Raw genomic sequence first — 26198 nt, forward strand, 5'->3', positions numbered from 1 at the left:
TCACTCCCCACTGCCAGCAGACCGCTCGCCCCGGTGCCCCAAGCACCGGCTCCCCAGTGGTTGCCCGGCTTGCGCTGTTTTACGCCGCCCAGGTGCGGGATACGGCTCGCGTGCCCGATTCCGCCCCCATCTCCTACAGACAAGGACGAACGAGGCGCCACGAAGATTCCCAACCAACGAAAAATATCGGCCAACCGGCCAAGTGAGTTGACCCGTTCCGGTAACCCGCCACCTTCGGGTTCCGGGCCGTCATCTCCCGCAATGCCCGGACAACTCGCCATCTCTTGCCGCCGGTACGGAAGTTCAGCTTCCGGACGGCTCTTCGAGTTAACTGTGCGTCGGTAGTAGGCTCGCGCCGTTTGTTGACGCACATGTGTACCCCCTGCCGGTGGGGGTCGAGCTGGGGGAGGCCATGCGCTTTCGCGGGAAGTCCATCCGCAGGAAGATCGTGGCGCTGCTGCTCGTGCCGCTGCTGTCCCTGACCGCGATCTGGGCCTTCGCGACCGTGATCACGGGAAGTCAGGCGGCCCAACTGCTCAACGTGTCAACGGTGGTGGAGAAGATCGCCTACCCCGCCGAGGACACAGTCCGCGCCGTGCAGCAGGAGCGGCGCAAGACCCTTGTCTATCTCGCCGACCCGCGTGCCTCCGACGGACTCGCCGCGCTGCGGCACAGCCGGACCGCCACCGACGAGGCCGTCGCCAAGATCCGCGCAAACGCCAAGGACTCCGACGTACGCAGCGCGATGGGCAGCGGGAGCGAAGGACGGCTGTCCGCCGCCCTGGACGCCTTCGACGGTCTTGAGTCCCTGCGCCGCAGCGTCGAGGACGGCACCGTCAGCCGTGCCCAGGTGTTGGACCTCTACAACCGACTGGTCGACCCCTGCTACATCCTGCTCGCCAACCTCCCGGTCGTCGACGACGTGGGACTGGACAAGCAGTACCGCGCCCTCGTCAACCTGGCCCGGGCCCGCGAACTGCTCTCCCGGGAGGACGCGCTGCTCGGCTCCTCACTGATCGTCGGCAAGCTCACTCGAGCGGAGAGCCGCGACATCTCCGACCTCGTGGCCCAGCGTTCGCTGCTGTACGCCGTCAGCCTCCCCGTGCTGCCCATCGCGGAACGCGGCCGTTACGAACGCTTCTGGAGCAACGCCACCTCCGCACCGCTGCGGGTGGCCGAGCAAGCCGCCGTGTCCACGACCACCGGTGTCCCCCGCGGGGTGACCGCGCAGAGCTGGAACATCGACGCCGGGACCGTGCTCGACGAACTGGGCACCCTCGACGACCGGGCGAACGACCGCTACCAGGCCCGTGTCCGTCCGGTCGCGATGGACGTCATCCTGCAGGCGGTCGTCGCCGGCGTCCTCGGTCTGATCGCTCTGCTGGTCTCGCTGGTCCTCTCCGTGCGTATCGGCCGCGGCCTCATACGTGACCTGCGCCAGCTGCGCCTGGAAGCCCACGAGGCGTCCGGAGTCCGACTGCCCAGTGTGATGCGCCGCCTGTCGACCGGCGAACAGGTCGACGTCGAGACCGAGGTCCCGCGCCTCGAATACGACAGGAACGAGATCGGTGAGGTCGGCCAGGCCCTCAACACCCTGCAGCGGGCCGCCGTCGAGGCCGCCGTCAAACAGGCCGAGCTGCGCGCCGGTGTCTCCGAGGTCTTCGTCAACCTCGCCCGCCGCAGCCAGGTCCTGCTGCACAAGCAGCTCACCCTCCTCGACACGATGGAGCGCCGCACCGAGGACACCGAGGAACTCGCCGACCTCTTCCGCCTCGACCACCTGACCACGCGCATGCGTCGGCACGCCGAGGGCCTGGTGATCCTCTCCGGCGCCGCCCCGTCCCGGCAGTGGCGCAAGCCCGTGCAGTTGATGGACGTCGTGCGCGCCGCCGTCGCCGAGGTCGAGGACTACGAACGGATCGAGGTCCGCCGCCTGCCCCGCACGGCGGTCACCGGTCCGGCCGTCGCCGACCTCACCCACCTCGTGGCCGAACTCCTGGAGAACGCCACGGTGTTCTCGCCGCCGCACACCGCCGTGCAGGTTCTCGGTGAACGCGTCGCCAACGGCTTCACCCTCGAGATCCACGACCGGGGCCTCGGCATGGCGGCCGAAGCACTGCTCGACGCCAACCTCCGGCTCGCCGAGACACCGGAGTTCGAACTCTCCGACACCGACCGGCTCGGGCTGTTCGTCGTCAGCCGGCTCGCTCAGCGGCAGAACATCCGCGTCTCGCTGCAGCCGTCCCCGTACGGCGGCACCACCGCGGTCGTCTTCATCCCCGACGCGCTGCTGACCGACGACGTGCCCGACACCAACGGCGTCGGCTTCCGCCTCGACCGGGAGCGGCCCCCGAAGGAGACCGAGCTCACGGACACCCACAGGGCTGCTCTCTCCCGGGCGCCCGTGCCACTGCCCGGGCTGCCGACCTCCCTCCTGGACGGCCCGGTGGAGCTGGAGGGCCCCGTCGACCTGGACGCCGTCGACGACTTCCCGGGCGCGCTCGGCGACCAGGACAGTGAACAAGGCGGCCTGTTCCGCCCGCGTCGCCCACAGCCTCGCCCGGAGACGGACGACGCTCCCGCATCACCCGGTGCCACCCACCGGCAGACCACAGGCCTGCGCGGCGCGCCGGACCACTCCGCGGAGGAACAGGGCCCGGGCGGCCCGGTCCCCCTGCCCAGGCGGCGCACGCCCAAGCTGGTCAGCTCCCACGGGCGTCCGGTCAGCGAGCAGCGGTCCCGCCGCGACTCCGGGGACGACAATGCCTCGGCGAGTCTCGGCCGGGCGGAACCGGAGACGACGGCCTCACTGCCCGCCCGCCGCCGCGCCGACACACCGGTGAGGCGAGCCTCCGCCTCGGTGGACCGGATCGGCGGAGGCGACGCATCGCCCGCCGCTGGTGGACTGCCGGAGGAGCCGCCCGCCCTCTCGCGGCGCACCCGCCCGGCCGGGCTGACGGCCGGCGGCCCCGGGGAGACGAGCCCCGGCCGCACCACCGGCCCCGGCGAACCCGGACCCGGCACGGGGGCGCTGCCCCGACGGGTACGGCAGGCGAACCTCGCCCCGCAACTGAAGCAGAGCTCCGAGCGGCGTACCGAGGACTCGGCGGACCTCGTCGAACGAGACGCCGACGAGGTACGCAGCCGTATGGCCTCGCTCCAGCGTGGCTGGCAGCGCGGCCGCAAGGAGAACTCGAGGGGCGACGATGCCCGCGACGGCACAGCACAAGGAACGACTAAGGGGGACGGTCGATGACCGCACCGAAGGCGACCGACCACACCGCGACCAGCAAGGGGGAGCTGAACTGGCTCCTCGACGACCTCGTGGACCGGGTGGCAAGCATCCGCAAGGCCATCGTGCTCTCCGGGGACGGTCTGCCGACGGGCGTGTCCATGGACCTGACCCGGGAGGACAGCGAGCACCTGGCCGCCGTGGCCTCCGGCTTCCACAGCCTCGCCAAGGGCGTCGGCCGCCACTTCGAGGCGGGAAACGTCCGGCAGACGGTCGTCGAGCTGGACGAGGCGTTCCTGTTCGTGACGGCCGCCGGCGACGGCAGCTGCCTCGCCGTTCTGTCCGACGCCGACTCGGACGTGGGCCAGGTGGCGTACGAGATGACGCTTCTCGTCAAGCGGGTCGGTGTGCACCTGGGCACCGCTCCGCGCACCGATCTGTCCTCCGGTGGGTAGTGGGATGACATGAGCGGAGACGGTCAGGCAACAAGCCACTGGTTCGACGACGAGGCCGGACCGGTGGTCCGTCCGTACGCCATGACGCGGGGACGCACCAGCCACGCGGCCCAGCACCGCCTCGACCTGATCGCCACGGTCGCCACGGAACCCCATGTGGCGGATCCGGAGGCGGACCACACCCTGTCTCCCGAACACGTGGACATCGTCGAGCTGTGCCGCAACACACCGCAGTCGGTCGCCGAACTCGCCGCGGAGCTGGACCTCCCCGTGGGTGTGGTGCGGGTCCTCATCGGTGACCTCGTGGACGAGGCCTACATCCATGTGAAGCGTCCGGTGCCCCCGGCCGAGCTGCCGGACGAGAGTATTCTGCGCGACGTGATCAACGGCCTGCGGGCGCTGTGAACGGCGCGGAAGCGGGGTAGTGACGTGACAGGCTGGCAGTTCTGGGTCGACCGAGGCGGCACCTTCACCGACGTCGTCGCGCGGCGCCCGGACGGCCGCCTGATCACACACAAGCTGCTGTCCGACAACCCCGCGCGCTACGCCGACGCTGCCGTGGCCGGGGTCCGCGAACTGCTGGACGGCTCCCCGGACGCCATCGAGTCGGTCCGCATGGGCACCACCGTCGCCACCAACGCCCTGCTGGAACGCAAGGGTGAGCGCACCCTCCTGGTCATCACCCGCGGCTTCCGTGACGCCCTGCGTATCGCCTACCAGAACCGCCCGCACATCTTCGCCCGCCGCATCGAACTGCCCGAGCTGCTCTACGAGCGGGTCATCGAGGTCGACGAGCGCATCGCGGCCGACGGCACCGTCCTGCGCGCTCCCGACCTGGACGCTCTCGCCGACCCCCTCCAGCAGGCGTACGAGGACGGGATCCGGGCCGTCGCCGTGGTCTGCCTGCACAGCCATCTGCACCCCGCGCACGAACAGGCCGTGGGCGAGCTGGCCGCCCGGACCGGTTTCCCGCAGATCTCGCTGTCCAGCGAGGTCAGCCCGCTGATGAAGCTCGTCCCGCGCGGGGACACCGCCGTCGTCGACGCCTACTTGTCGCCCGTGCTGCGCCGTTACGTCCGGCACGTCGCCGACAAGCTCGAAGGCGTACGGCTGATGTTCATGCAGTCCAATGGCGGCCTCGCCGAGGCCGGGCAGTTCCGCGGCAAGGACGCCATCCTGTCCGGTCCCGCGGGCGGCATCGTGGGCATGGCCCGCATGTCCCAGCTCGCCGGCTTCGACCGCGTCATCGGCTTCGACATGGGCGGAACCTCGACCGACGTCTCGCATTTCGCGGGCGAGTACGAACGCGTCTTCACCACGCAGATCGCGGGCGTCCGGCTGCGGGCTCCCATGCTGGACATCCACACCGTGGCCGCCGGGGGCGGCTCGATCCTGCACTTCGACGGCTCCCGCTACCGTGTGGGCCCCGACTCGGCGGGCGCCGACCCGGGCCCCGCCTGCTACAGGGGCGGCGGCCCGCTCGCCGTCACCGACGCCAACGTCATGCTCGGCCGCATCCAGCCGGCGCACTTTCCCAAGGTCTTCGGCCCCGACGGCGACCAGCCCCTGGACGACGCACTCGTTCGCGAACGCTTCACCGCGCTCGCCCGCGAGATCCGCGAGAAGACCGGCGACGACCGCACCCCCGAGCAGGTCGCGGAGGGCTTCCTGCAGATCGCCGTCGCCAACATCGCCAATGCGGTGAAGCGGATCTCCGTGCAGAAGGGGCACGACGTCACCCGCTACGCCCTCACCACCTTCGGCGGTGCGGGCGGCCAGCACGCCTGCATGGTCGCCGACTCGCTGGGCATCCGCACCGTCCTCGTCCCGCCCATGGCCGGTGTCCTCTCCGCGCTCGGCATCGGCCTCGCCGACACCACGGCCATGCGGGAACAGTCCGTCGAAGTGCCCCTGGAGCCCGCCTGCATGCCGGGCGTCCTGAAGACCGCCGACGACCTGGAGGGCGCCGCCCGCGCGGAACTGCTCGCCGAGGACATCCCGCAGGAGCGCATCCGCGTCACCCGGCGCGCCCAACTCCGCTACGACGGAACGGACACCGCCCTCACCGTCGAGCTCACCGAGCCCGACGCCATGACACACGCATTCGAAGAACGTCATCGCGCCACGTACTCCTTCACGCTCGACCGCCCGATCGTCGTCGAGGCCCTCTCCGTGGAAGCCACCGGCATCACCCAACCCCCCGATCTCTCCGCCCTCGCCCCTTACGAGGCCGCCCGCTCAGGCCGCTCCGCCACCCCGGAGACCGTCCGTCTCCACACCGGCGGCGCCCTGCGGGACGTCCCCCTCCATCGCCGCGAGGACCTGCCTCCCGGCCACACCGTGACCGGCCCCGCGATCATCACTGAGGCCAGTGCGACGACCGTCGTGGACGACGGCTGGCGGGCCGCGGCGACCGACGACGGGCATCTGATCCTGGAACGCGTGGCGGTTACGCAGAGTTCCGATCTGGGCACGCAAGCCGATCCGGTTCTGCTCGAGGTCTTCAACAACCTCTTCATGTCCATCGCCGAGCAGATGGGCGCCCGACTGGAGTCGACGGCCCAGTCCGTCAACATCAAGGAACGCCTGGACTTCTCCTGCGCCCTGTTCGATCCGGACGGAAACCTGGTGGCCAACGCCCCGCACATCCCCGTCCACCTGGGTTCCATGGGCACCAGCGTCAAGGAGGTCATCCGCCGTCGCGGCTCCCGGATGCGACCGGGGGACACGTATGCGGTCAACGACCCGTACCACGGCGGCACGCACCTGCCGGACATCACCGTGATCACTCCGGTCTTCGACACGGAGGGTGACCGGATTCTCTTCTACGTCGCCTCTCGGGGCCACCACGCCGAGATCGGCGGCATCGCGCCGGGCTCCATGCCGGCGAACAGCCGCACGATCGAGGAGGAGGGCGTCCTCTTCGACAACTGGCTGCTCACCGAGAACGGCCGGCTCCGCGAGGAGGAGACCCACCGCCTGCTGACCGAGTCGCCGTACCCCTCCCGCAACCCCAGGACGAACCTGGCCGACCTGCGCGCCCAGATCGCGGCCAACCACAAGGGGGTCGACGAGGTCGCCCGCATGATCGAGGACTTCGGGCTCGACGTCGTCCAGGCCTACATGCGGCACGTCCAGGACAATGCCGAGGAGGCGGTGCGGCGGGTCATCGACGCACTGGACGACGGCGAGTACGCCTACGAGTGCGACTCCGGTGCCGTGATCCGGGTCCGGGTGCGGGTGGACCGGGCGAAGCGGTCGGCGACCATCGACTTCACCGGCACCTCCCCGCAGCTGGCCACCAACTTCAACGCGCCGTTCTCCGTGGTCAACGCCGCCGTCCTCTACGTCTTCCGCACCCTGGTCGCCGACGACATCCCGCTCAACGACGGCTGTCTGCGCCCGCTGCGCATCGTTGTGCCGCCCGGCTCGATGCTCAGCCCGGAGCCGCCGGCCGCGGTCGTCGCGGGCAACGTGGAGACCTCCCAGGCGATCACCGGCGCGCTGTACGCGGCGCTCGGCGTCCAGGCCGAGGGTTCCGGGACGATGAACAACGTGACCTTCGGCAACGAACGCCACCAGTACTACGAGACGGTCGCCTCCGGCTCCGGCGCGGGCGACAGCTTCCCGGGGGCGAGCGTCGTCCAGACCCACATGACCAACTCCCGCCTCACCGACCCCGAAATCCTCGAATGGCGGCTGCCGGTCCGGCTGGAGGAGTTCGCGATCAGGCACGGCAGCGGTGGCGCCGGACGACGGCGCGGCGGCGACGGCGCGGTGCGCCGCATCCGCTTCCTGGAGGCCATGACCGTTTCCACGCTGTCCCAGCATCGCCGCGTCCCGCCGTACGGCATGGCGGGCGGCGAGCCCGGCGGGCTGGGTGCCAACCGCGTGGAGCGTGCGGACGGCACGGTCGTCCGACTCGGGGGAAGCGATTCGGCGGACGCCGTCCCCGGCGACGTACTCGTCATCGAAACCCCCGGCGGCGGAGGCTACGGCCCACCGTCACCCGACCCCCATCAAGCAGGAGAAGAGATCGATGATCTTCGGGCGTTCTGAGCGCGGCAAGCCCCCGGTCGAGCCCGTCACGCTCAAGATCCTGGTGGCCGGCGGCTTCGGCGTGGGCAAGACCACCCTGGTCGGTGCGGTCAGCGAGATCAGGCCGCTGCGCACCGAGGAACTGCTCACCGAGGCCGGGCGCCCGGTCGACGACACCAGCGGCGTGGAGGGCAAGCACACCACCACGGTGGCCATGGACTTCGGCCGTATCACGCTGCGCGAGGACCTGGTGCTGTACCTGTTCGGGACGCCCGGTCAGGAACGGTTCTGGTTCATGTGGGACGAGCTGTCCGAGGGGGCGCTCGGCGCCGTGGTGCTGGCCGACACGCGCCGTCTGGAGGACTGCTTCGCCGCCGTCGACTACTTCGAGCGGCGCGCCATTCCCTTCATCGTCGGTGTCAACTGCTTCGAGGGAGCCGCGCGGTACCCGGAGGAGGACGTCCGTCAGGCCCTCGACCTGGACGACGACGTACCACTGGTGCTGTGCGACGCCCGCGACCGCGAGTCGGTGAAGGAGATCCTCATCGGCGTCGTCGAACACGCCATGGCGTACGCGGCCGACCGACGTCAGACCGTCACCACCTGACCCACGCGCACGGCCCGTACCCCCGCCGACCGGGGTACGGGCCGCGTCCCGTGGCACGCGGCACGCGCGCGTGTGGGTCCAGCTGTCGCCCCTTTAGCTGTCGCCGTCCTCCAGCCAGCCGAAGCTCTTCTCCACGGCCTTCTTCCAGTTGCGGTACTCGCGGTCACGGACCGAGGACTCCATGGCCGGAGTCCACTCGGCGTCCTCCTGCCAGTGCGACTTCAGTTCGTCGAGGTCGTTCCAGACGCCGGTGGCGAGCCCGGCCGCGTAGGCGGCGCCCAGGCAGGTGGTCTCGGAGACCTTCGGACGGATCACCGGCACGTCGAGCACGTCGGCCTGGTGCTGCATGAGGAGGTTGTTCTTCGTCATGCCGCCGTCCACCTTCAGGGTGGTGAGCTCCACCCCGGAGTCCTGGTACATGGCGTCCACGACCTCGCGCGTCTGCCAGCTTGTCGCCTCCAGCACGGCCCGCGCGAGGTGTGCCTTCGTGACGTACCGCGTCAGACCGGTGATGACCCCGCGCGCGTCCGCGCGCCAGTACGGCGCGAACAGTCCCGAGAACGCGGGCACGATGTAGGCGCCTCCGTTGTCCTCGGCGCTCGCCGCCAGCGGCTCGATCTCGTCCGCGGTACGGATGATGCCGAGCTGGTCGCGGAACCACTGCACCAGCGCGCCCGTGATGGCGATCGCGCCCTCCAGGCAGTACACCGGCGCCTCACTGCCGATCTTGTAGCCCATGGTGGTGAGCAGGCCGCTCTTGGACGGCACGGGCCGGTTGCCCGTGTTGAGGAGCAGGAAGCTGCCGGTGCCGTACGTGTTCTTGGCGTCGCCCACGTCATAGCACGCCTGTCCGAAAACGGCCGCCTGCTGGTCGCCCAGGGCGGACGCGACGGGCACTCCGGCGAGCTGGCCGACGGCGGTGCCGTACACCTCGGAGGAGGACCTGATCTCGGGCAGGATCGCTTCGGGCACGTTCATGGCGGACAGGATGGACTGGTCCCACTGCAGGGTCGCCAGGTTCATCAGCATGGTGCGTCCGGCGTTGGTGACGTCGGTGACGTGCTGACCGCCGTCGGTGCCGCCGGTGAGGTTCCAGATGAGCCACGAGTCGATGGTGCCGAAGGCGATCTCGCCACGCTCGGCGCGGTCCCGCAGCCCGGGCACGTTGTCCAGCAGCCACGCCGCCTTGGGTCCGGAGAAGTAGCTGGCGAGCGGCAGACCGGTCTGCTCGCGGAAACGGTCCTGCCCGTCGGAGCCGCCCAGCTCACTGCACAACGCCGAGGTGCGCGTGTCCTGCCAGACGATCGCGTTGTGGACGGGCTTGCCCGTGGCACGGTCCCACAGGACGGTCGTCTCGCGCTGATTGGTGATGCCGAGCGCACTGAGCTGGTCGGCGCGCAGCCCGGCCTTGGCGATCGCGCCCGCGACCACCGCCTGCACCCTGGACCAGATCTCGGTGGCGTCGTGCTCCACCCAGCCCGGCTTGGGGAAGATCTGGCGGTGCTCGCGCTGGTCGACGGCGACGATCGCGCCGCCGTGGTCGAAGATGATGCAGCGGCTCGACGTGGTGCCCTGGTCGATTGCGGCCACGTACTTCTCGGCGTTGTCCGTCATGGCTACCCCTTGGTGGCGAGGTCAGAAGGCTGCTTTGTAGATGACGCCCGCGAGCGCCCCTCCGATCAGTGGGCCGACGACCGGGATCCAGGCGTAGCCCCAGTCGGAGGAGCCCTTGTTCGGGATCGGCAGGAAGGTGTGGACGATGCGCGGGCCCAGGTCGCGCGTCGGGTTGATCGCGTAACCAGTGGGCCCGCCCAGCGACAGACCGATGCCGACGACCAGCAGGGAGACGACCAGCACCGTGGTGCCGGACTCGCCGAGCCCCTTCGTCAGTCCGAAGGCGAGGATCGGCAGGACAAGCGCGATCGTTGCGATGATCTCCGTAATCAGGTTGGCGATTGGGTTTCGGATCTCCGGGATGGTGGAGAAGATACCGAGAGTGGGGACCGGTTCATCCGCTGTGCCCTCGGTGGTACCAGTTTGGCTCACATTGGCTCGAAACTGCGCGAGATAAACGAGGTAGGTGAGGACGGCGCCCAGCATCGCGCCGACGAACTGCCCCAGGAGATAGACCCAGACCTTGTCCCATTTCCCGGTGTCCACGGCGATGCCGATGGTGACGGCCGGATTGAGATGTCCGCCGGACAGGGGAGCGGCGGTGTAGGCACCGGCGAGCACGCCGAAACCCCAGCCGAACGCGATCACGGTCCAGCCGGCGGCGCGGGCCTTGGAGTATCTGAGGGTCACTGCGGCGCAGACTCCCGCGCCGAACAGGATCAGGATCGCCGTGCCGATGATCTCGCCGACGAATATGTCTCCGTTGCTCATGGCGGCTCCTAGGCCCCGGCCGGGGCTCGGCCCCGGTGCTCCCTGCGAGGTGCGTTTCCCATGGCGTCTTGGGCCGAAGGCAGGGAGATTCCGCGCCCCGCCCGGCGTCCGTGACGAGCGTGCCGTCGCAGCCGAATCGCCCGTGGGGGGAGAGGCGGGATGCAGGCGGGGCCCGCACCGCGCCGCCTGGAACGCCGAGATGTACGGCGACGTCGACTGACACGGGAAGTGTTCACCTGCATACAGAGAGCGTCAAGGTCGCCGACGGCAACGATGACGGCGGGCCGCAGCGCCGGTGGACAAGCGGTTCGGCGCGATCCGGGGGAGTGGCCCAAGGGCCTTGCGGTTCGCGGCTCACCCGGCCTGCGCGGTCGCAGCCGCCGAGCCGCGGCGGATCTCGTGGCCGGGCAGCCCCGCTCGACCGAGGACCCAGCTGGCCCCGTGGAGTGCCTTCGCGGCCTTCTTCAGCGGTGCCAGACAGGCGGCCGCCTGGCGGTGGTCGGTCACGCTGCCCGGCGCGCACACGACCGTGGCCAGCGACAACGTGACGGGCCGGCCACCCGCCGACCAGGGCGCGTCCAACACCGAGGCCACCAGTGGATCGAGTCCTTCCGGATCCGCCAGCACCAGGAAGTCGTCCCCGCCGATGTGTCCCACCTGCATCGATCCGGTGGCGGCACGCTGCAGTGCCCGCCCGACCGACCGGATCAGCTCGTCGCCTGCGGCGAAGCCGGCGCCGTCGTTGACCTGCTTGAAGTGGTCGACATCCAGCCAGCTCAGCGCGATCGTCCGCCCGGCCGCGATCCGCCGGTCCACCTCACCCGTGATCATGTCCGAGCCGGGCAGCCGCGTCAGCGGATTGAGTGCCGCCGCCTCCTCCACCCGCGACTCGGCCAGTGCCCGTACGAGATCGGCCAGGCGTACGACGCCCACGCACCGGCCGCGCTGGTCGACGACCGCCACGTCGTCCGACGTACGGTCGCGCGCCCCGACCGCGACCACGTCCAGGACCTCCCAGGCGGTGGCGCCGATACAGACCGTGCGCGGCGGATCGCCCAGCTTGGCGGCGGGACGGTCGGCGTACAGGGCGTGCCCGTAGCGCCCGGACATCGACAGCAGGAAGCGCGATCGGTGCACCGACCGGACCGGAATGCCGTACTGGTCCACGAGCAGGACCCCGGACACCTCGGGCGACCCGGTCAGCAACGCCCGCACCTGGCCCGCGGAGGCGTTGGCGGGCAGCAGCGCCGCCGGCCGCAGGAACTCCCGCACCGACGGCCCCGAGCGCGGTGCCGGCACGATCTCGGGGTAGCGCGGCGGAACGTATACGTCCACCGCCGGCAGCCTGGCCGGCGGCGCGAACAGCTCGCCCTGCGCAAGCTGCGCCCCGGCCGACTGCGCGAGGGCACACTGCCGCTCCGTCTCGACGCCCTCCACGGCCAGCAGTGCACCCATCTGCTCGCACAGAGTTCTCATGGCCCGTATGGCCGCGGGCCGCGCCAGCAGTGCGCCGTCGAGCTTCACCAGGTCGGGTGCGAGATCGGCGAGCAGCCGCAGGGGTATGTCCCCCTCCCCGACCCCGTCCGCGCTGACCCGGAACCCGTGCCCGCGCAGCGCGGTCGCGGCCTCCAGCAGGGCATGCTGCGGCACATGCGTGTACGGCGGGACGACGTCGATCGTGACCTCCCAGGGCATCCGCCCCGCCTGCCGCACGGCGTCATGCAACGTGTCGAGGCCGCCGAGGTCGGCGAGAGTGGCGGCGAAGACGTTCACGTGCAGCGGCAGCAGCGTCTCCTTACGGGTCGCCGCGCGGAACGCCAGCACGGCCAGTCGGCCGTCGAGTTGGGGGTCGCGGCGGGCCTCGGCCAGGACGTCGCCGGACTCCGGGCGGGCGAGGACCTCCAGCGCCGTGACCCCACCGGTGGTCAGATTGACCACCGGCTGGAAGGCGAAGCGGAGAGTATCCGACCAGGACTTCACGGGAGCATGATGGCGCCGTCCGAGGCCGCCCTGGTTCAGTTCATAAGACGTTCACACAGGATTATTGAGCGATCACGGAGCGTATGGAAAGGGGTCTTGACCGCGGCCGCACGCCGACCAACCGACGGTCCTGAACGGTCGCACGCCGAGCCCCACCGGCCGTCCGTGACGGTCGCACGCCGAGCCCCACCGGCCGCCTCGCGAACCGCGGGTCACCTCCCCGTCGGGGCTCCTCTCACCGCACCGCCACCACTGCCGAGCCGTGCCCGAACAGCCCCTGATTCGCCGTGATGCCCACGCGCGCCCCGGCGACCTGCCGCGCACCCGCCTGCCCCCGTAACTGCCACGTCAGCTCGCACACCTGGGCGATCGCCTGTGCCGGCACCGCCTCCCCGAAGGAGGCCAGCCCGCCGCTCGCGTTCACGGGTATGCGGCCGCCGGGGGCCGTTGCGCCCTCCCGCAGCAGCTTGGCACCCTCACCCTGGCGGCACAGGCCCAGATCCTCGTACCACTCCAGCTCCAGGGCGGTGGACAGGTCGTAGACCTCGGCGAGGGACAGGTCCTGCGGGCCGACACCCGCCTCTTCGTACGCCGCCCGGGCGATGGCGGCCCTGAAGCTGTCCTCGGCCGGCTCCACCGCGACGGCGGAGTCCGTCGCGATGTCCGGCAGGTCCAGCACGGTGTTGGGGAAGCGCGGGGTCACCGTGGACACCGCGCGGATCCGCACCGGCTGCGCAGCGCCGCGTCGGCGGGCGAACTCCATGCTGGACAGCACCAGCGCTGCTCCGCCGTCCGAGGTGGCGCAGATGTCCAGCAGCCGCAGCGGATCCGCGACGACCGCGGAGGCCGCGACCTCCTCGGCGGTGACACGTCTGCGGTAGCGGGCGTTCGGATTCAGCGCTCCCAGGGCGGCGTTCTTCACCTTGACCTGCGCGAAGTCGTCCAGAGTGTCGCCGTGCACCGCCATCCGTCGCCTGGCGTACAGGCCGAAGTAGGCCGGATTCGTGGCGCCGAGGATCCTGAAGCGGAGCCAGTCCGGATCGTCGGGCCGGTCCCCGCCGGCCGGCCGGAAGAACCCCTTGGGGGCCGCGTCCGCGCCCACGACGAGCACCACGTCCGCGAGGCCGGCGAGGATCTGCGCCCGTGCGGTGGCCACGGCCTGCGCCCCGGACGCGCACGCCGCGTACACGCTCGCGACCCGCGCTCCCTGCCAACCGAGTGCTTTCGCGAAGCTCGCGCCCGCCACATAGCCCGGGTAGCCACCCCGCACGGTGTCCGCCCCGACGACCGAGCCGATCTCCCGCCAGGACAGCCCGGCATCGCAGAGCGCCGCGCGGGCCGCCGTCGCCCCGTACTCGACGAAGGTGCGGCCCCACTTGCCCCACGGGTGCATGCCCGCGCCCAGCACCGCCACCTCCGCCGTCATGCTGTCACCCCAGTCGGCCGCCACTTCCACGTCGTCCAGGTCGTCTCGGCGTCCTCATGCAGCACGCCGGGGACGACCTCCACCTCCATGCCCACGGCCAGATCGGCGACGGTGACCCCGTCGGCCGCCTGGCCGAGAACCACGATGCGCTCCGGTTCCAGCTCCACAGCGATCAACGCGTACGGCTCCCAGGGAAGTTCCGGGTCGCTCACATACGGTGACGGCGGCCGGTACCGGCTGTCCGTGTACGACCACACGCGCCCGCGCCGGGACAACGGGACCTCCACCAGACCGCCCCCTGGGCAACCGGGATTGCGGCAGTGGCCGTCCTCGCGCGGGAAGAACACGGACGCGCAGGCGGAACACCGCGTGCCCAGGAGCCGGAAGGCGTCCCCCGCCCCGGTGAACCACCCGGCAACCACTGGAGTGCGTGTGCGCGACAAGGTCCCTCCCCGGCATCGGAAACCTGACGATGCGTCAGAAGTGTGCCACGGGCGGGGAGAAAAGGGCAGGCCTCCGGGGCGGCGGTCGCTGCGGTGCGGACGCAGCCCTGGCATGCGAGCCTGACGGAAGACGGCGTTCCTCTGATCGGATACAGTCCGCGCGTGTCCGAAAATCAGCACCCTTCAGCCAACTCCATACCGGGCTCTCACTGTTCCGGCTGCGGAGCGCCCTATGGAGAGGGCATCTCCGGCTGGCCCCGCACCTGCTCGGCCTGCGGCGCCGTGGCCTACCGCAATCCGCTGCCGGTTGCCGTGGCCCTCCAGCCGGTGTACGACACGAAGGGCACCGCCCTGGTCGTCATCACCCGCACCGTCGCTCCCGCGCGCGGGGGCACGGCTCTGCCGGGCGGGTACGTCGACGACCGCGAGGACTGGCGGCAGGCCGTCGTCCGCGAGCTCAGGGAGGAGACGGGCATCGACGCGTTGAGTCGCGACGTGCGGCTCGTGGACGCGATGAGCTCCCCCGACGGCCATCTGCTGCTGTTCGGCCTGCTCCCGGAGCGCCCGGCCGAGGGCCTGCCGCAGTCCACCGCCACGGACGAGACGGAGGGCTGGCACCTGCTGCGCAGGCCGGAGGGGCTGGCCTTCCCGCTGCACACACTGGCCGTGCGCGCGTGGTTCGAGGGCCGCTACCTCTGAGTCAGAGCTCGTCCAGCCCGCGTATCCGCACCGGGTGGGACGGCGCGCCCACGCCGTCCTCCCGCTCGCGCTCGACGATCACCTTGTCGTCCTCCCAGCGGGCGGCATAGCGCTCGATCTCCGGCTCTTCCCAACCGTCGCCCGCGTCCTGCACCACAACTCCGCTGCCGGTACGCCCCCGGGCGGGTGCCCACACCTCCAGCTCCAGCCCACCGTCCTTGCCGCGCACCGGGATCACGGCGCCGGCGCGCGCGAACACGGGAATCCGTGCCAGGGGCGCGTCGACCAGCACCTGCCCGGGCCCCTCGTACGTCCGTCCCGTCGCGGTGTCGTACCAGCGGCCCCGTGGCAGCTGCACCGCCCGCCGGTCCGCGCCGCGGTCGAGCACCGGTGCCACCAGAAGGCCGTCACCGAGCAGGAAGGTGTCCTCGCAGTCCCGCAGGGCACGGTCCTCGGGCGTGCGCCACCACGCCGGACGCACGTACGGCGCACCCGTGCGCCGTGCCAGATGCGCCAGCGTCACGAAGTACGGCAGCAGACGCCGACGCCCGGCCAGTGCCACGCGCGCGTGGTCGAGCACGTCCGGTCCGAACTCCCACGGCTCCCGGCGCCCCGCCCGCAGACTCGCGTGCGTCCGGAACAGCGGCAGATACGACGCGAGCTGGAACCAGCGCAGGTACAGCTCCGGTGAGGGGCTCCCGTCGAACCCGCCCACGTCGGGCCCCGAGTACGGCACTCCGCACAGTCCGAGCCCCAGCACCAGCGACAGCGACGCCCGCAGCCCCGGCCAGCCGGTGGCCACATCCCCCGACCACGTCCCGCCGTAGCGCTGCATCCCCGCCCACCCCGACCGGGAGAACACGAACGGCCGCTCCTGCGGCACCAGATGGCGTACTCCCTCGTAGCCCGCCTTGGCCATGCACAGGGCGTACACGTTGTGCGCCTCGCGATGGTCGCCGCCCCGTCCCTCCAGAGCGTGGCGCGCCGACCGGGGCAGGGTCGTCTCGCCGAAGGCGGTGAAGGAGGTGGGCTCGTTCATGTCGTGCCAGAAGCCCGCGAACCCCTGCTCGAGCCGCTCCTCGTACAGTCCGCCCCACCACTGCCGCACGCGCGCGTGCGTGAAGTCCGGGAAGACCGCCTCCCCGGGCCACACCACGCCCCGCACGACCTGCCCCGAGGAGTCCCGCACGAAGGCGTCCTCGGCCGCCCCGGTGTCGTAGACGGGGTTGCCCGAAGCGGCCTTCACCGCCGGGTCGACGATCGACACCAGCCGGATCCCGTCCCGGTGCAGCTCCTTGGCGAGCTCCGGCAGCTTCGCAAAGCGCTCTTGGTCGACCGTGAACACCTGGTGCGCGTCGTAGTGGTCGATGTCCAGGTGGACGGCGTCCAGCGGCAGGCCGCGCTCCTGGTAGCCGGCGACGATCCGCCGCACCTCCCGCTCGGACCCGAACCCCCACCGCGCGTGATGGTGGCCCAGGGCCCACGCCGGCGGCAGCGCGGCCGCACCGGTCAGCGAGGCCCAGGTGCGCAGCACGCGCGCGGGTGTGCCGACGACGACCCAGCACCGCAGCGGGCCGCCGTCCATCCGCAGCTCGGTCCTCCCGGACTGGTCGTGACCGGAGCCGGCGCCCTCCTCGCCCTCCCGGAGCGTGACCCGGCCGTCCCACGAGTTGTCGTGGAACACCAGGTGGGTGCCGGCGTCCGCCACGACCAGCTGGACCGGCATGGTCACATAGAGCGGGTCGTCGCCCGGCGCGAACGCATGCCCGGGATCGGTGTTCCACAGGCGGTACGTGCCGTCGCGCAGCCGGGGCCCCGAGGAGCGTCCGCCCAGGCCGAAGAAACGCGCGTCCGCCGCGACCTCCGTCCGCTGCAGCCAGCGCGCCGGGCCCCCACCGACCGGCTCCCACCACCGGGGCGGCAGATCGCGGCGCAGGGGCACGCCCCCGGGCGTGCACACCTCGACCGCGCCGTGCCGCGAGACGGTGACCGTGACCCGCTCTGCCACCACCCGCCAGCCGCCGTCCTTGTCCGGCTCCAGCACCGCGCGGGGGTCCGGTTCGGGACACCGGCCCGCGAGCGCGTACGACGGCTCGGGGGCGGCGCCGTCCCAGCCCCAGAACACGGCCCCGGTCACGGTGACGGTGATGCGCAGCTGTGACCGGCTGAACCGCACCACACCGCCTCCCGGTCCGGGCTCCACGTCCCGCACCGTGCCGGGCACCCGCGCGCGTTCGGCCCCCCGCGGCGGCAGCCCCTTGGCGTCGGTGCGCCGCCTGCGCCACGCGGCCCGTACGGTGCGCACCCCCTGGGCTGCCCCCGCCGAACCGACCGCCTTCACCGAACGCACCAGGTCACGACCGTCCATACTGCTCACCCTGCCACTGACCGCACCGTCCGCGCGTGTCGTTCAACTGCCGTTCACCCGTGCCGGGGCCACATCTTCACGACACGGACTATGTGGGGGGCACCCTGGTGCAGAAGTCGATCACATGGCATCGTCCGTGTCAGCCGCGTCACGCGCACACCCCGCACGTGCGCGACCGACGCTCACGACGCGCACAGTCCAGGAGCCGCCCCCATGTCGACCGCGAACCCCCTGCCGCTCTGGCAGCCCGAGCCGGAGCGCATCGCCCAGGCACAGATCACCAGGTTCCAGGCCTGGGCCGCCGAGCACCACGGAGCGCCGTCCGAGGGCGGTTACGCGGCCCTGCACCGCTGGTCCGTCGACGAGCTGGACACTTTCTGGCAGGCCGTGACGGAGTGGTTCGACGTGCACTTCTCCACTCCGTACCAACGCGTACTGGGCGACCGCCGGATGCCGGGCGCCGCATGGTTCCCCGGGGCGACCCTGAACTACGCCGAACACGCCCTGCGCGCGGCCGCGACCCGCGCGGACGAACCGGCGCTGCTGTACGTCGACGAGACGCACGAACCGCGGCCCGTGACCTGGGCCGAGCTGCGCCGCCAGGTGGGCTCCCTGGCCGCCGAGCTGCGCGCCCTCGGCGTCCGCCCGGGAGACCGCGTCAGCGGCTACCTGCCGAACGTCCCGCAGGCCGTCGTCGCCCTTCTGGCCACGGCCGCGGTCGGCGCCGTGTGGACGTCCTGTGCTCCCGACTTCGGCGCCCGCAGCGTCCTGGACCGCTTCCAGCAGGTCGAGCCGGTCGTCCTGTTCACCGTCGACGGCTACCGCTACGGCGGCAAGGAGCACGACCGCCGCGACACCGTCGCCGAGCTGCGCCGCGAACTGCCCACCCTGCGTGCGGTCGTCCACATCCCCCTCCTGGGGACCCCGGCCCCCGAAGGTGCCCTGGAGTGGTCGGCGCTCACCTCCGCCGACGTGGCACCCGACTTCGAACAGGTCCCCTTCGACCATCCCCTGTGGGTGCTGTACTCCTCCGGCACGACAGGCCTGCCCAAGGCCATCGTCCAGTCCCAGGGCGGGATCCTGGTGGAGCACCTCAAGCAACTCGGCCTGCACTGTGATCTCGGCCCCGAGGACCGGTTCTTCTGGTACACGTCGACCGGGTGGATGATGTGGAACTTCCTCGTCTCCGGCCTGCTGACCGGCACGACGATCGTGCTGTACGACGGCAGTCCCGGCCACCCGGACACCGGCGCCCAGTGGCGAGTCGCCGAGCGCACGGGAGCCACCCTGTTCGGCACCTCCGCCGCGTACGTCATGGCCTGCCGCAAGGCCGGCGTGCACCCCTCCCGGGACTTCGACCTGTCCAGGGTGCAGTGCGTCGCCACCACCGGATCGCCCCTTCCGCCCGACGGATTCCGCTGGCTGCACGACGAGGTCCGCGACAACCTGTGGATCGCCTCCGTCAGCGGCGGCACCGACGTGTGTTCCTGCTTCGCAGGAGCCGTCCCCACCCTGCCGGTGCACATCGGCGAGCTTCAGGCACCCTGTCTGGGAACCGATCTGCAGTCCTGGGACCCGAGTGGAACGCCCGTGATCGACGAAGTCGGCGAACTGGTGGTCACCAACCCCATGCCGTCGATGCCGATCCACTTCTGGAACGATCCCGACGGCAGCCGCTACCACGAAAGCTACTTCGCCGTGTATCCCGGCGTGTGGCGCCACGGTGACTGGATCACCCTCACCTCCCGCGGCTCGGTGATCATCCACGGTCGCTCCGACTCCACGCTCAACCGTCAGGGCGTGCGCATGGGGTCGGCCGACATCTACGAAGCCGTCGAACGGCTTCCGGAGATCAAGGAGTCCCTCGTCATCGGCATCGAACAGCCCGACGGCGGGTACTGGATGCCGCTCTTCGTGCACCTGATCCCCGGGGCCGTCCTGGATGCGGACCTCGAGCACCGCATCAAGCGGACCATCCGCGAACAGCTCTCCCCGCGCCACGTCCCCGACGAGATCATCGAGGTGCCCGGCGTACCGCACACCCTCACCGGAAAGCGCATCGAGGTCCCGGTCAAGCGCCTCCTCCAGGGCACGCCTCTGGAGAAGGCGGTCAACCCCGGTTCGATCGACAACCTCGACCTGCTGAGCTTCTACGAGGACCTGGCCCGCAAGCGCGCCTGAGGGCGCACCCGCTCAGCCGCCGTAGGTCGCCTCGGACTCGCCCAGCACCGCCGCGAAGTCCGAGGCCAGCCGGGCCGCGTCGGCCGGCTCCAGCTCGGCGACGGAGATCCTGACACCCGGCTCCGACGCCAGCCGGAAGCGGGCTCCGGCCGCCACCCACCAGCCGTACGACCGCAACCCGTTCACCACGGCGGACTCGTCCGTCACCGGCACCCACACGTTCATCCCGCTCGCGCCGTGTGCCCTGAGGCCCCTGGCCTCCAGCTCCCTCAGGAGGGCAGTTCGCCGCTGCCCGTACGTCTCGCGGGCGTGTGACACCAACGCGCGCGTGTCGTCGTCCTTCATCAGGCCGTACACCGTCTCCTGGAGCAGGTGGCTGACCCAGCCGGACGTCAGCAGCAGCCGCCCGTCGTGCCGGGCCAGCGTGGTGGCGTCACAGGCTGCCGCGGACCAGCGCAGGTCGGCGCCGAGGAACTTGCTCACCGTCCGCACATGGACCCATCGCGTCAGACCGCCGGAGGTGAGCGTCCGCAGAGGCACGTCCGCCACCGCGGAGGCATGGTCGTTCTCCACGACCAGTACGTCGGGCGCCTCGCCCAGCACCTGGGTCAGCGCGTCGCGGCGCTCCGTGGAGAAGCACCCGCCGAGCGGATTCTGCGCCCGCGGACTGCACACCACCGCCCGCACCCCCGCGCGGAGTGCCCGACGCAACGCGTCGGGCCGCAGACCCTCGTCGTCCACGGCGACCGGAACGCTGCGCAGCCCAAGGGCGGTCACCAGGTCGAGCAGATGGTGGTAGCCGGGGTCCTCCATCGCGACGGCGTCGCCCGGACGCAGTTCCACGGAAAGCAGCCGTCCGATCAGGTCCAGCGCACCGTGCGCGAACGTCACGTGCTCCACCGGCACACCGTCCGGTCGCAACCAGTCGCGCACCGCCTCCTCCAACCGCGCCAGCCTGGGCGTGGAGCGATGGGACCGTGCACCGGCGGACAGGACGGAGCGCGGCACCAGGGTGGGCAGCAGTCCGGGATCGGGGTGCCCACCGGCCAGGTCCCGCAGCCCCGCCGGAACCCTGGGCGGCCGTCGTGAGGCCACCGCCGGGGCGGGCGCCACCACCGTGCCGCCCCGCCCGCGGGTGACCACGATGCCGCGTCCGCGGAGGTCCTTGTACGCGGTCGCCACCGTCCCCGGGCTCACTCCCAACTCGTCCGCGAGCCGGCGCACCGGCGGCAGTGCCGTCCCCGGGGCCAACGCACCCTCTGCCACGCCCCGTTCGACGGACGCGGCAATTGCCTTGGCCGTCGAACCACTGATCCCATATTGTGTTGCCACGTTGATCATTATGTATCAATACATAACGCGAAGCTAGGGGGAGCAGAGCAATGAGCATCACGCGCCGAACGGCCGCAGCGGCGGGACGAATACCCGGAGGACGTGACGGCCGCAGAATGCTCGTCATCGCCCTCGTCGACCGCACCGGCAGCGGACTGTGGGCCTCCGTCTCGGTCCTCTACTTCACCTATGTCTCCGGCCTCTCCGTCGCCCAGGTCGGCACCCTCGCCGCCGTCGCCGGAGCCGTGGGAATCGCCGGCGCACCGGTCGGCGGCCGCATCGCGGACCGGCTCCCGCTCACTCGTGTGCTGATCGCCCTGCAACTCCTGCGCGCCCTGGCCTCCTTCGCCCTCCTGACCACCGACAACTACGCCCTGCTCCTGGCCTTCTCGGCACTGGGCGGCCTCGCGGACCGTGCTGCCGGCGTCCTGACCAAGCTGTACGCCACCCGCGTCTCCGGCCCCGACCGGGTCCGCTACCAGGCGGTGAACCGGACCGTCGCCAACGCCGGCTGGGCCCTGGGCGGACTCGTTGCCGCGGCCGCTCTCGCCCTGGGCACCACGGCGGCCTACCGATGGCTGCTGGCCGGCGACTCCCTCTCCTTCGTGGCCGCCGCCGTGCTCACCGTGCGCTGCGGCGAACCCGCGTCGTCCTCGCGCAAGGTCACCGGCTCCGAAACCCGGGCAGCCCGCACCGAACCGGCGAACCCCTGGCGCGACCGCACCTACCTCGCCTACGTGGCGACCGAGACCGTCCTCTTCCTGGATGATGCAGTCTTCAAGGTCGGCCTGCCACTGTGGATCGCCGACGCGAGCACCGCACCGCACGGCCTCGCCCCCCTGCTGATGGTGCTCAACAACGTGATGGTGGTCGGCCTCCAGGTGCCACTGGCCCGCTTCGGCGCCACCACCGCGGCCGCCCGTACCCTCCTGCTCCCGCTCTCCGTCGCATTCGCGGCAGGCGGCGTCACCATGGCCCTCTCCGCCACCCGCGGCCCCGTCGGCGCCACCCTGCTCCTGACCGCCTCGGCCGCCGCCTTCACCCTGGCCGAAATGCTCCACGCCACCGTCTCCTGGGAGCTCTCCGTCGCCCTCGCCCCGGACACCGCACTGGGCGCATACCTCGGCGTCCACGGACTCGCGCAGTCCGCACAACGCAGCATCGGACCCCTCGCGGTCACCGCCGCCATCGCGACCGGCCCTGTCGGCTGGACGGTTTTCGGCGCCGGCATCGCCGCGACCTGCCTGATCCAGCACCGGCTCGTCCGCGACCGCCTCACCCGGACCCCGTTGTCAGTGCCGCCGGTTACTGTGAGTGAGCATTGATCGACTGTGCACACAGGGGGAAACATGGCCTACACCGACCAGCAGACCATGCGCCGCGTCCTTCGCCAGGAAGTCGCCGGCATCATCGGCCTGCTCACCGACGAGCAGGACTTCCGCGCCATGCGGCGCTACCGCAGCTTCGCCTTCGACGACCACACCACCTACCTCCAACAGGTCGAAGCACTGCTGAAGAGCCGGTCCGCCGAGGGCAGCCACACCACAGTGGCCCTCTTCGACCCGGAGGAGTATGCCGAGTACTGCGCGGACACCGGTCTCGACCCCGACATCCCGTCCAGCCGCACCCGTTTCACCGCCGAACTCGCGAGCTCAGGTCCCACCGTCCCCTATGACGGGCGACCCCTCGCCGAGTTGGTGCCCGACCTCGTCGACGAGGCAGTCCGCCACGCCACCTGGGAGTACGCATCCACGCTCCTGGCTCGGCTCGGCCCCTGCGCAACCTGCGGCGAGGACATCGGCCGCGCCGCCTTCACCCGCGCATCGGACCTCCTCACCCGCATCCTCGACACAGCCCCGCCAGGCAACCGGCACATGGTGTGCAGCGTCTCCGGTCCCCCGGAAACACTCGTGGCCGTGCTGCACGCGGACGAGGACGAGAACGGCGACACCCGGCTCGACGAGGCGGAAGCCCTCGAATTCACCACGGTCCTCGCCCTCGGGATCGCCACCCGGGGCGCCGGCGGGCTCGTCATGCGCACCACCGCTCCCGGCATCCCGGACCGCGTCTACGGCTGGCGCCTGCGCGGCGACGGACTTGCACCCCTCACGGCGGGAGAGGTCTTCGACGCCTACTGCACCGACATCGAATCCGGCGACCTCATCTCCCCGGAATCGGGCGTCGACTACTGCGAGCCGCCGGACCTGGGAGGGAAGGGACCGGCGACGGGGCACCACCACTGAGCAGAGGGACCAGAACTGGGCAGGGGCACCGGCACTGAGCAGGCGCGGTCACCTTCGCCCAGGTCGTGTGAGGGACAAGGGTTCCCAACGCATGAGGGGCGCCCCAGGTGGAGCGCCCCTCGATGCACGGCCGATGCCCGGTCCGGCTATTCGCCGGACAGCACCGCCTGAGCAGCGTCGCGCGCCTCGTCCGCACTGTCCGCGGCCCGCGCCGCGGCGGCCGCCCGCTCACACTGCGCCAGCGTGTACTTGGCCAGCGTCGCCCGGACGTAGGGAAGCGACGCGGCACCCATGGACAGGGAGGTGACACCCAGACCGGTCAGCACACAGGCGAGCAGCGGGTCGGACGCGGCCTCGCCGCAGACACCACAGCTCTTGCCCTCGGCCTTCGCCGCCTCGGCGGCCATCGCGACCAGGTCGAGCAGCGCCGGCTGCCACGGATCCTGGAGGCGGGACACCGCGCCCACCTGACGGTCGGCGGCGAACGTGTACTGCGCGAGGTCATTCGTCCCCAGCGACAGGAACTCGACCTCCTGCAGGACCGAGCGCGCCCGCAGCGCGGCCGACGGGATCTCGACCATCGCACCGAACTTCGCCTGCAACCCGGCCTCGCGGCACGCGTTCGCGAACGCCCTGGCATCGCTCCGGTCCGCGACCATCGGGGCCATGACCTCGAGGTAGACCGGAAGTCCCTCGGCAGCCCTGGCGAGCGCGGTCAGCTGGGTGCGCAGCACCTCGGGGTGGTCGAGCAGTGTCCGCAGGCCGCGCACGCCGAGGGCCGGGTTCGGCTCGTCGGCCGGCGTGAGGAAGTCCAGCGGCTTGTCCGCGCCGGCGTCGAGCACCCGGACGACCACACGGCCCTCGGGGAAGGCCTCCAGCACCTGACGGTAGGCCTCGACCTGCTTCTCCTCGGACGGCGCGTTCTTGTTGTCGTCCAGGAAGAGGAACTCGGTCCGGAACAGGCCGACACCTTCGGCACCGGCCTCGACCGCCGCCGCCACATCGGCAGGACCACCGATGTTCGCGAGCAGTGGCACCTTGTGACCGTCGGAGGTGGCACCCGGTCCGGTCGAGGCGGCAAGCGCGGCCTTGCGCTCGGCCGCCGCGGCCTCCATGTGTGCCTTCTTCTCGTCGCTCGGGTTCACGAAGATCTCACCGGTGCTGCCGTCGACAGCGATCACGGTGCCCTCGGCCAGCTCACCGGCCCCCGGCAGTGCCACCACGGCCGGCACACCGAGCGCCCGAGCCAGAATCGCGCTGTGACTCGTCGGCCCGCCCTCCTCGGTGACGAAGCCCAGCACCAGGGACGGGTCCAGCAGCGCGGTGTCGGCCGGTGCCAGGTCGCGCGCGACCAGAACATAGGGCTCGTCACTGTCCGGCACACCCGGCATCGGCACGCCGAGAAGGCGCGCGACGATACGGTTCCGCACGTCGTCGAGGTCGGCCACCCGGCCCGCGAGGTACTCGCCGGCACCCGCCAGCAGGTTGCGATACGCGGCGAATGCGTCGTACACCGCTCGCTCGGCCGTACTGCCGACCGCGATGCGCCTTTCGACATCCGCGATCAGCTCCGGGTCCTGCGCCATCATGGCCTGCGCTTCGAGCACCGCCTGCGCCTCACCCCCCGCCAGATTGCCGCGCGCCATCAGGTCGGCCGCCACCGCCTCCACGGCCTGACGGGCGCGCCCCTGTTCGCGGCCCGCCTCTTCGGCCGGTATCTGTTTGGCAGGCGGCTCAAGCACCGCCGTCCCCATGTGCCGAACCTCGCCGATCGCCACTCCGTGGCTCACGCCGACGCCTCGCAGCGTTGTCTCCATCTCACCCGTCTCCGATAGTGCGGCGGGTCCGGCCGCCGCGATGGTTGTCCTGTTCGCCGTGCTCAAGACGGCCGTGGTGTCACTTCGAGACGACGGTGATGTCACTGCCAGGCGAAGAGAGCGTCTCCGGCCTTCACGTCGCCGTCGTCACGAAGATCGGAGAGAGACTCGGCCGTGGCCTCCAGCGCCACGACCGGGCACACGGGGGACTTGCCGGCGGCTTCTACGGCGACTGGGTTCCAGCGGACCACGGCCTGACCCCGGGTCACTTTGTCCCCCTTGCTCACGAGCAGTTCGAAGCCCTCCCCATTGAGCTGCACGGTGTCGATACCCAGGTGAGTGAGGACCCCGTGCCCCTGCTCGTCCACGACGACGAAAGCGTGCGGGTGCAGCGAGACGATGACTCCGTCGACGGGAGCGACGGCCTCGGAGGGCTCACGCACCGGATCGATCGCGGTACCCGGGCCCACCATGGCCCCGGAGAAGACCGGATCCGGCACAGCCGCCAGTCCGATGGCGCGTCCTGCGAGCGGGGACGTCACGGTGGTCATGGGAAGCCTCCCAGGGGTGGAGATTCAGATGGGCCGTCACTGCATGTACCGGACGGCGCACTGTGCAGCAGGTTATGTCACGGTACGTGCCGGTTCCGTACGAGAGCTTACGACAGCTCACGGTTGGTGGTCTAGACCACCTCTCCTATTGATTTGCACCCGTTCCGAGACCCCGTGTACAGTCGTACTCCTGCCTGGGGCTGAGCGGCGCACCACGCGTCGTCGCCTGGCAGCACCCAACTTGTCAGATCCTATCTCGGGATCATCTTCTGCATGCCCGCAGGACGGTGGTCAGAGAGACCGGAAAATCCTGATAGAGTCGGAGACACCGAAGGGAAGCGCCCGAAGGAAAGCCCGAGAGGGTGAGTACGAAGGAAGCGTCCGTTCCTTGAGAACTCAACAGCGTGCCAAAAGTCAACGCCAGATATGTTGATACCCCGT

General features: G+C 71.0%; 18 protein-coding genes. 9 read left to right on the top strand and 9 right to left on the bottom strand.

Going from position 1 to position 26198, the window contains the following annotated elements:
- Nucleotides 1–412: 412 nt before the first annotated feature.
- From AB0A61_RS11875 to AB0A61_RS11895, 5 genes are read left to right on the top strand one after another with little or no spacing between them, the layout of a single operon-like run.
- Nucleotides 413–3256: a nitrate- and nitrite sensing domain-containing protein gene (locus tag AB0A61_RS11875; protein WP_361290045.1), complete on the top strand. Its 2844-nt coding sequence runs from the start codon at nucleotides 413–415 to the stop codon at nucleotides 3254–3256.
- Nucleotides 3253–3687 (top strand): roadblock/LC7 domain-containing protein, encoded by a 435-nt coding sequence (locus AB0A61_RS11880; RefSeq protein ID WP_361289955.1) that lies wholly within the window; start codon nucleotides 3253–3255, stop codon nucleotides 3685–3687. The genes AB0A61_RS11875 and AB0A61_RS11880 overlap by 4 nt, the downstream gene beginning before the upstream one ends.
- Before the next feature lie 9 nt (nucleotides 3688–3696).
- Complete coding sequence (locus AB0A61_RS11885) at nucleotides 3697–4092, top strand: DUF742 domain-containing protein (RefSeq protein WP_361289958.1); 396 nt, start codon at nucleotides 3697–3699, stop codon at nucleotides 4090–4092.
- A 24-nt stretch (nucleotides 4093–4116) separates the two neighbouring features.
- Nucleotides 4117–7746 carry a hydantoinase B/oxoprolinase family protein gene (locus AB0A61_RS11890; RefSeq protein WP_361289961.1) on the top strand — a complete coding sequence of 1210 codons (3630 nt, stop codon included), beginning with the start codon at nucleotides 4117–4119 and terminating at the stop codon, nucleotides 7744–7746.
- Entirely contained in the window at nucleotides 7727–8332 is a 606-nt protein-coding gene (locus AB0A61_RS11895) for an ATP/GTP-binding protein (RefSeq protein WP_361289964.1), read from the top strand. The genes AB0A61_RS11890 and AB0A61_RS11895 overlap by 20 nt, the downstream gene beginning before the upstream one ends.
- 93 nt (nucleotides 8333–8425) lie before the next feature.
- Here the strand turns inward: AB0A61_RS11895 and glpK are convergent, their stop codons facing one another.
- The 5 genes from glpK to AB0A61_RS11920 all read right to left on the bottom strand — a co-directional run bounded on the left by glpK (nucleotide 8426) and on the right by AB0A61_RS11920 (nucleotide 14545).
- Entirely contained in the window at nucleotides 8426–9946 is a 1521-nt protein-coding gene (glpK, locus tag AB0A61_RS11900) for a glycerol kinase GlpK (protein ID WP_361289967.1), read from the bottom strand.
- A 21-nt stretch (nucleotides 9947–9967) separates the two neighbouring features.
- Complete coding sequence (locus AB0A61_RS11905) at nucleotides 9968–10717, bottom strand: MIP/aquaporin family protein (protein WP_361289970.1); 750 nt, start codon at nucleotides 10715–10717, stop codon at nucleotides 9968–9970.
- Between the two features lie 354 nt (nucleotides 10718–11071).
- Nucleotides 11072–12697 carry a GGDEF domain-containing protein gene (locus AB0A61_RS11910; protein WP_361289973.1) on the bottom strand — a complete coding sequence of 542 codons (1626 nt, stop codon included), beginning with the start codon at nucleotides 12695–12697 and terminating at the stop codon, nucleotides 11072–11074.
- A gap of 235 nt (nucleotides 12698–12932) precedes the next feature.
- Nucleotides 12933–14123 carry a lipid-transfer protein gene (locus tag AB0A61_RS11915; protein ID WP_361289976.1) on the bottom strand — a complete coding sequence of 397 codons (1191 nt, stop codon included), beginning with the start codon at nucleotides 14121–14123 and terminating at the stop codon, nucleotides 12933–12935.
- Nucleotides 14120–14545 (bottom strand): zinc ribbon domain-containing protein, encoded by a 426-nt coding sequence (locus AB0A61_RS11920; protein ID WP_361290048.1) that lies wholly within the window; start codon nucleotides 14543–14545, stop codon nucleotides 14120–14122. The genes AB0A61_RS11915 and AB0A61_RS11920 overlap by 4 nt, the downstream gene beginning before the upstream one ends.
- Nucleotides 14546–14728: 183 nt before the next feature.
- Between AB0A61_RS11920 and AB0A61_RS11925 the strand changes: the two genes are divergently transcribed.
- Nucleotides 14729–15265 carry an NUDIX domain-containing protein gene (locus AB0A61_RS11925; RefSeq protein ID WP_361289978.1) on the top strand — a complete coding sequence of 179 codons (537 nt, stop codon included), beginning with the start codon at nucleotides 14729–14731 and terminating at the stop codon, nucleotides 15263–15265.
- A 1-nt stretch (nucleotide 15266) separates the two neighbouring features.
- Here the strand turns inward: AB0A61_RS11925 and AB0A61_RS11930 are convergent, their stop codons facing one another.
- Nucleotides 15267–17633: a TIM-barrel domain-containing protein gene (locus AB0A61_RS11930; RefSeq protein WP_361289981.1), complete on the bottom strand. Its 2367-nt coding sequence runs from the start codon at nucleotides 17631–17633 to the stop codon at nucleotides 15267–15269.
- Between the two features lie 213 nt (nucleotides 17634–17846).
- On the opposite strand from AB0A61_RS11930, the gene AB0A61_RS11935 reads away from it, so the two are divergent.
- The gene (locus AB0A61_RS11935) at nucleotides 17847–19814 is read left to right on the top strand and encodes an acetoacetate--CoA ligase (RefSeq protein WP_361289984.1); all 1968 of its coding nucleotides are present in this window, start codon (nucleotides 17847–17849) and stop codon (nucleotides 19812–19814) included.
- Between the two features lie 12 nt (nucleotides 19815–19826).
- Here AB0A61_RS11935 and AB0A61_RS11940 read toward each other — a convergent pair whose 3' ends face one another.
- A complete protein-coding gene (locus AB0A61_RS11940) occupies nucleotides 19827–21146 on the bottom strand; it encodes an aminotransferase class I/II-fold pyridoxal phosphate-dependent enzyme (protein WP_361289987.1) in 1320 nt (439 codons plus the stop codon).
- Between the two features lie 116 nt (nucleotides 21147–21262).
- Between AB0A61_RS11940 and AB0A61_RS11945 the strand changes: the two genes are divergently transcribed.
- A complete protein-coding gene (locus AB0A61_RS11945) occupies nucleotides 21263–22471 on the top strand; it encodes an MFS transporter (RefSeq protein ID WP_361289990.1) in 1209 nt (402 codons plus the stop codon).
- Between the two features lie 24 nt (nucleotides 22472–22495).
- The gene (locus tag AB0A61_RS11950; protein ID WP_361289993.1) at nucleotides 22496–23389 is read left to right on the top strand and encodes a hypothetical protein; all 894 of its coding nucleotides are present in this window, start codon (nucleotides 22496–22498) and stop codon (nucleotides 23387–23389) included.
- Between the two features lie 146 nt (nucleotides 23390–23535).
- Here the strand turns inward: AB0A61_RS11950 and ptsP are convergent, their stop codons facing one another.
- Complete coding sequence (ptsP, locus tag AB0A61_RS11955; RefSeq protein WP_361289996.1) at nucleotides 23536–25206, bottom strand: phosphoenolpyruvate--protein phosphotransferase; 1671 nt, start codon at nucleotides 25204–25206, stop codon at nucleotides 23536–23538.
- A 101-nt stretch (nucleotides 25207–25307) separates the two neighbouring features.
- Nucleotides 25308–25757: a PTS glucose transporter subunit IIA gene (locus tag AB0A61_RS11960; protein ID WP_361289999.1), complete on the bottom strand. Its 450-nt coding sequence runs from the start codon at nucleotides 25755–25757 to the stop codon at nucleotides 25308–25310.
- Between the last annotated feature and the right edge of the window lie 441 nt (nucleotides 25758–26198).

Origin of the sequence: Streptomyces sp. NPDC046197 (genome assembly GCF_040646295.1) — a bacterium.
Lineage (GTDB): Bacteria > Actinomycetota > Actinomycetes > Streptomycetales > Streptomycetaceae > Streptomyces.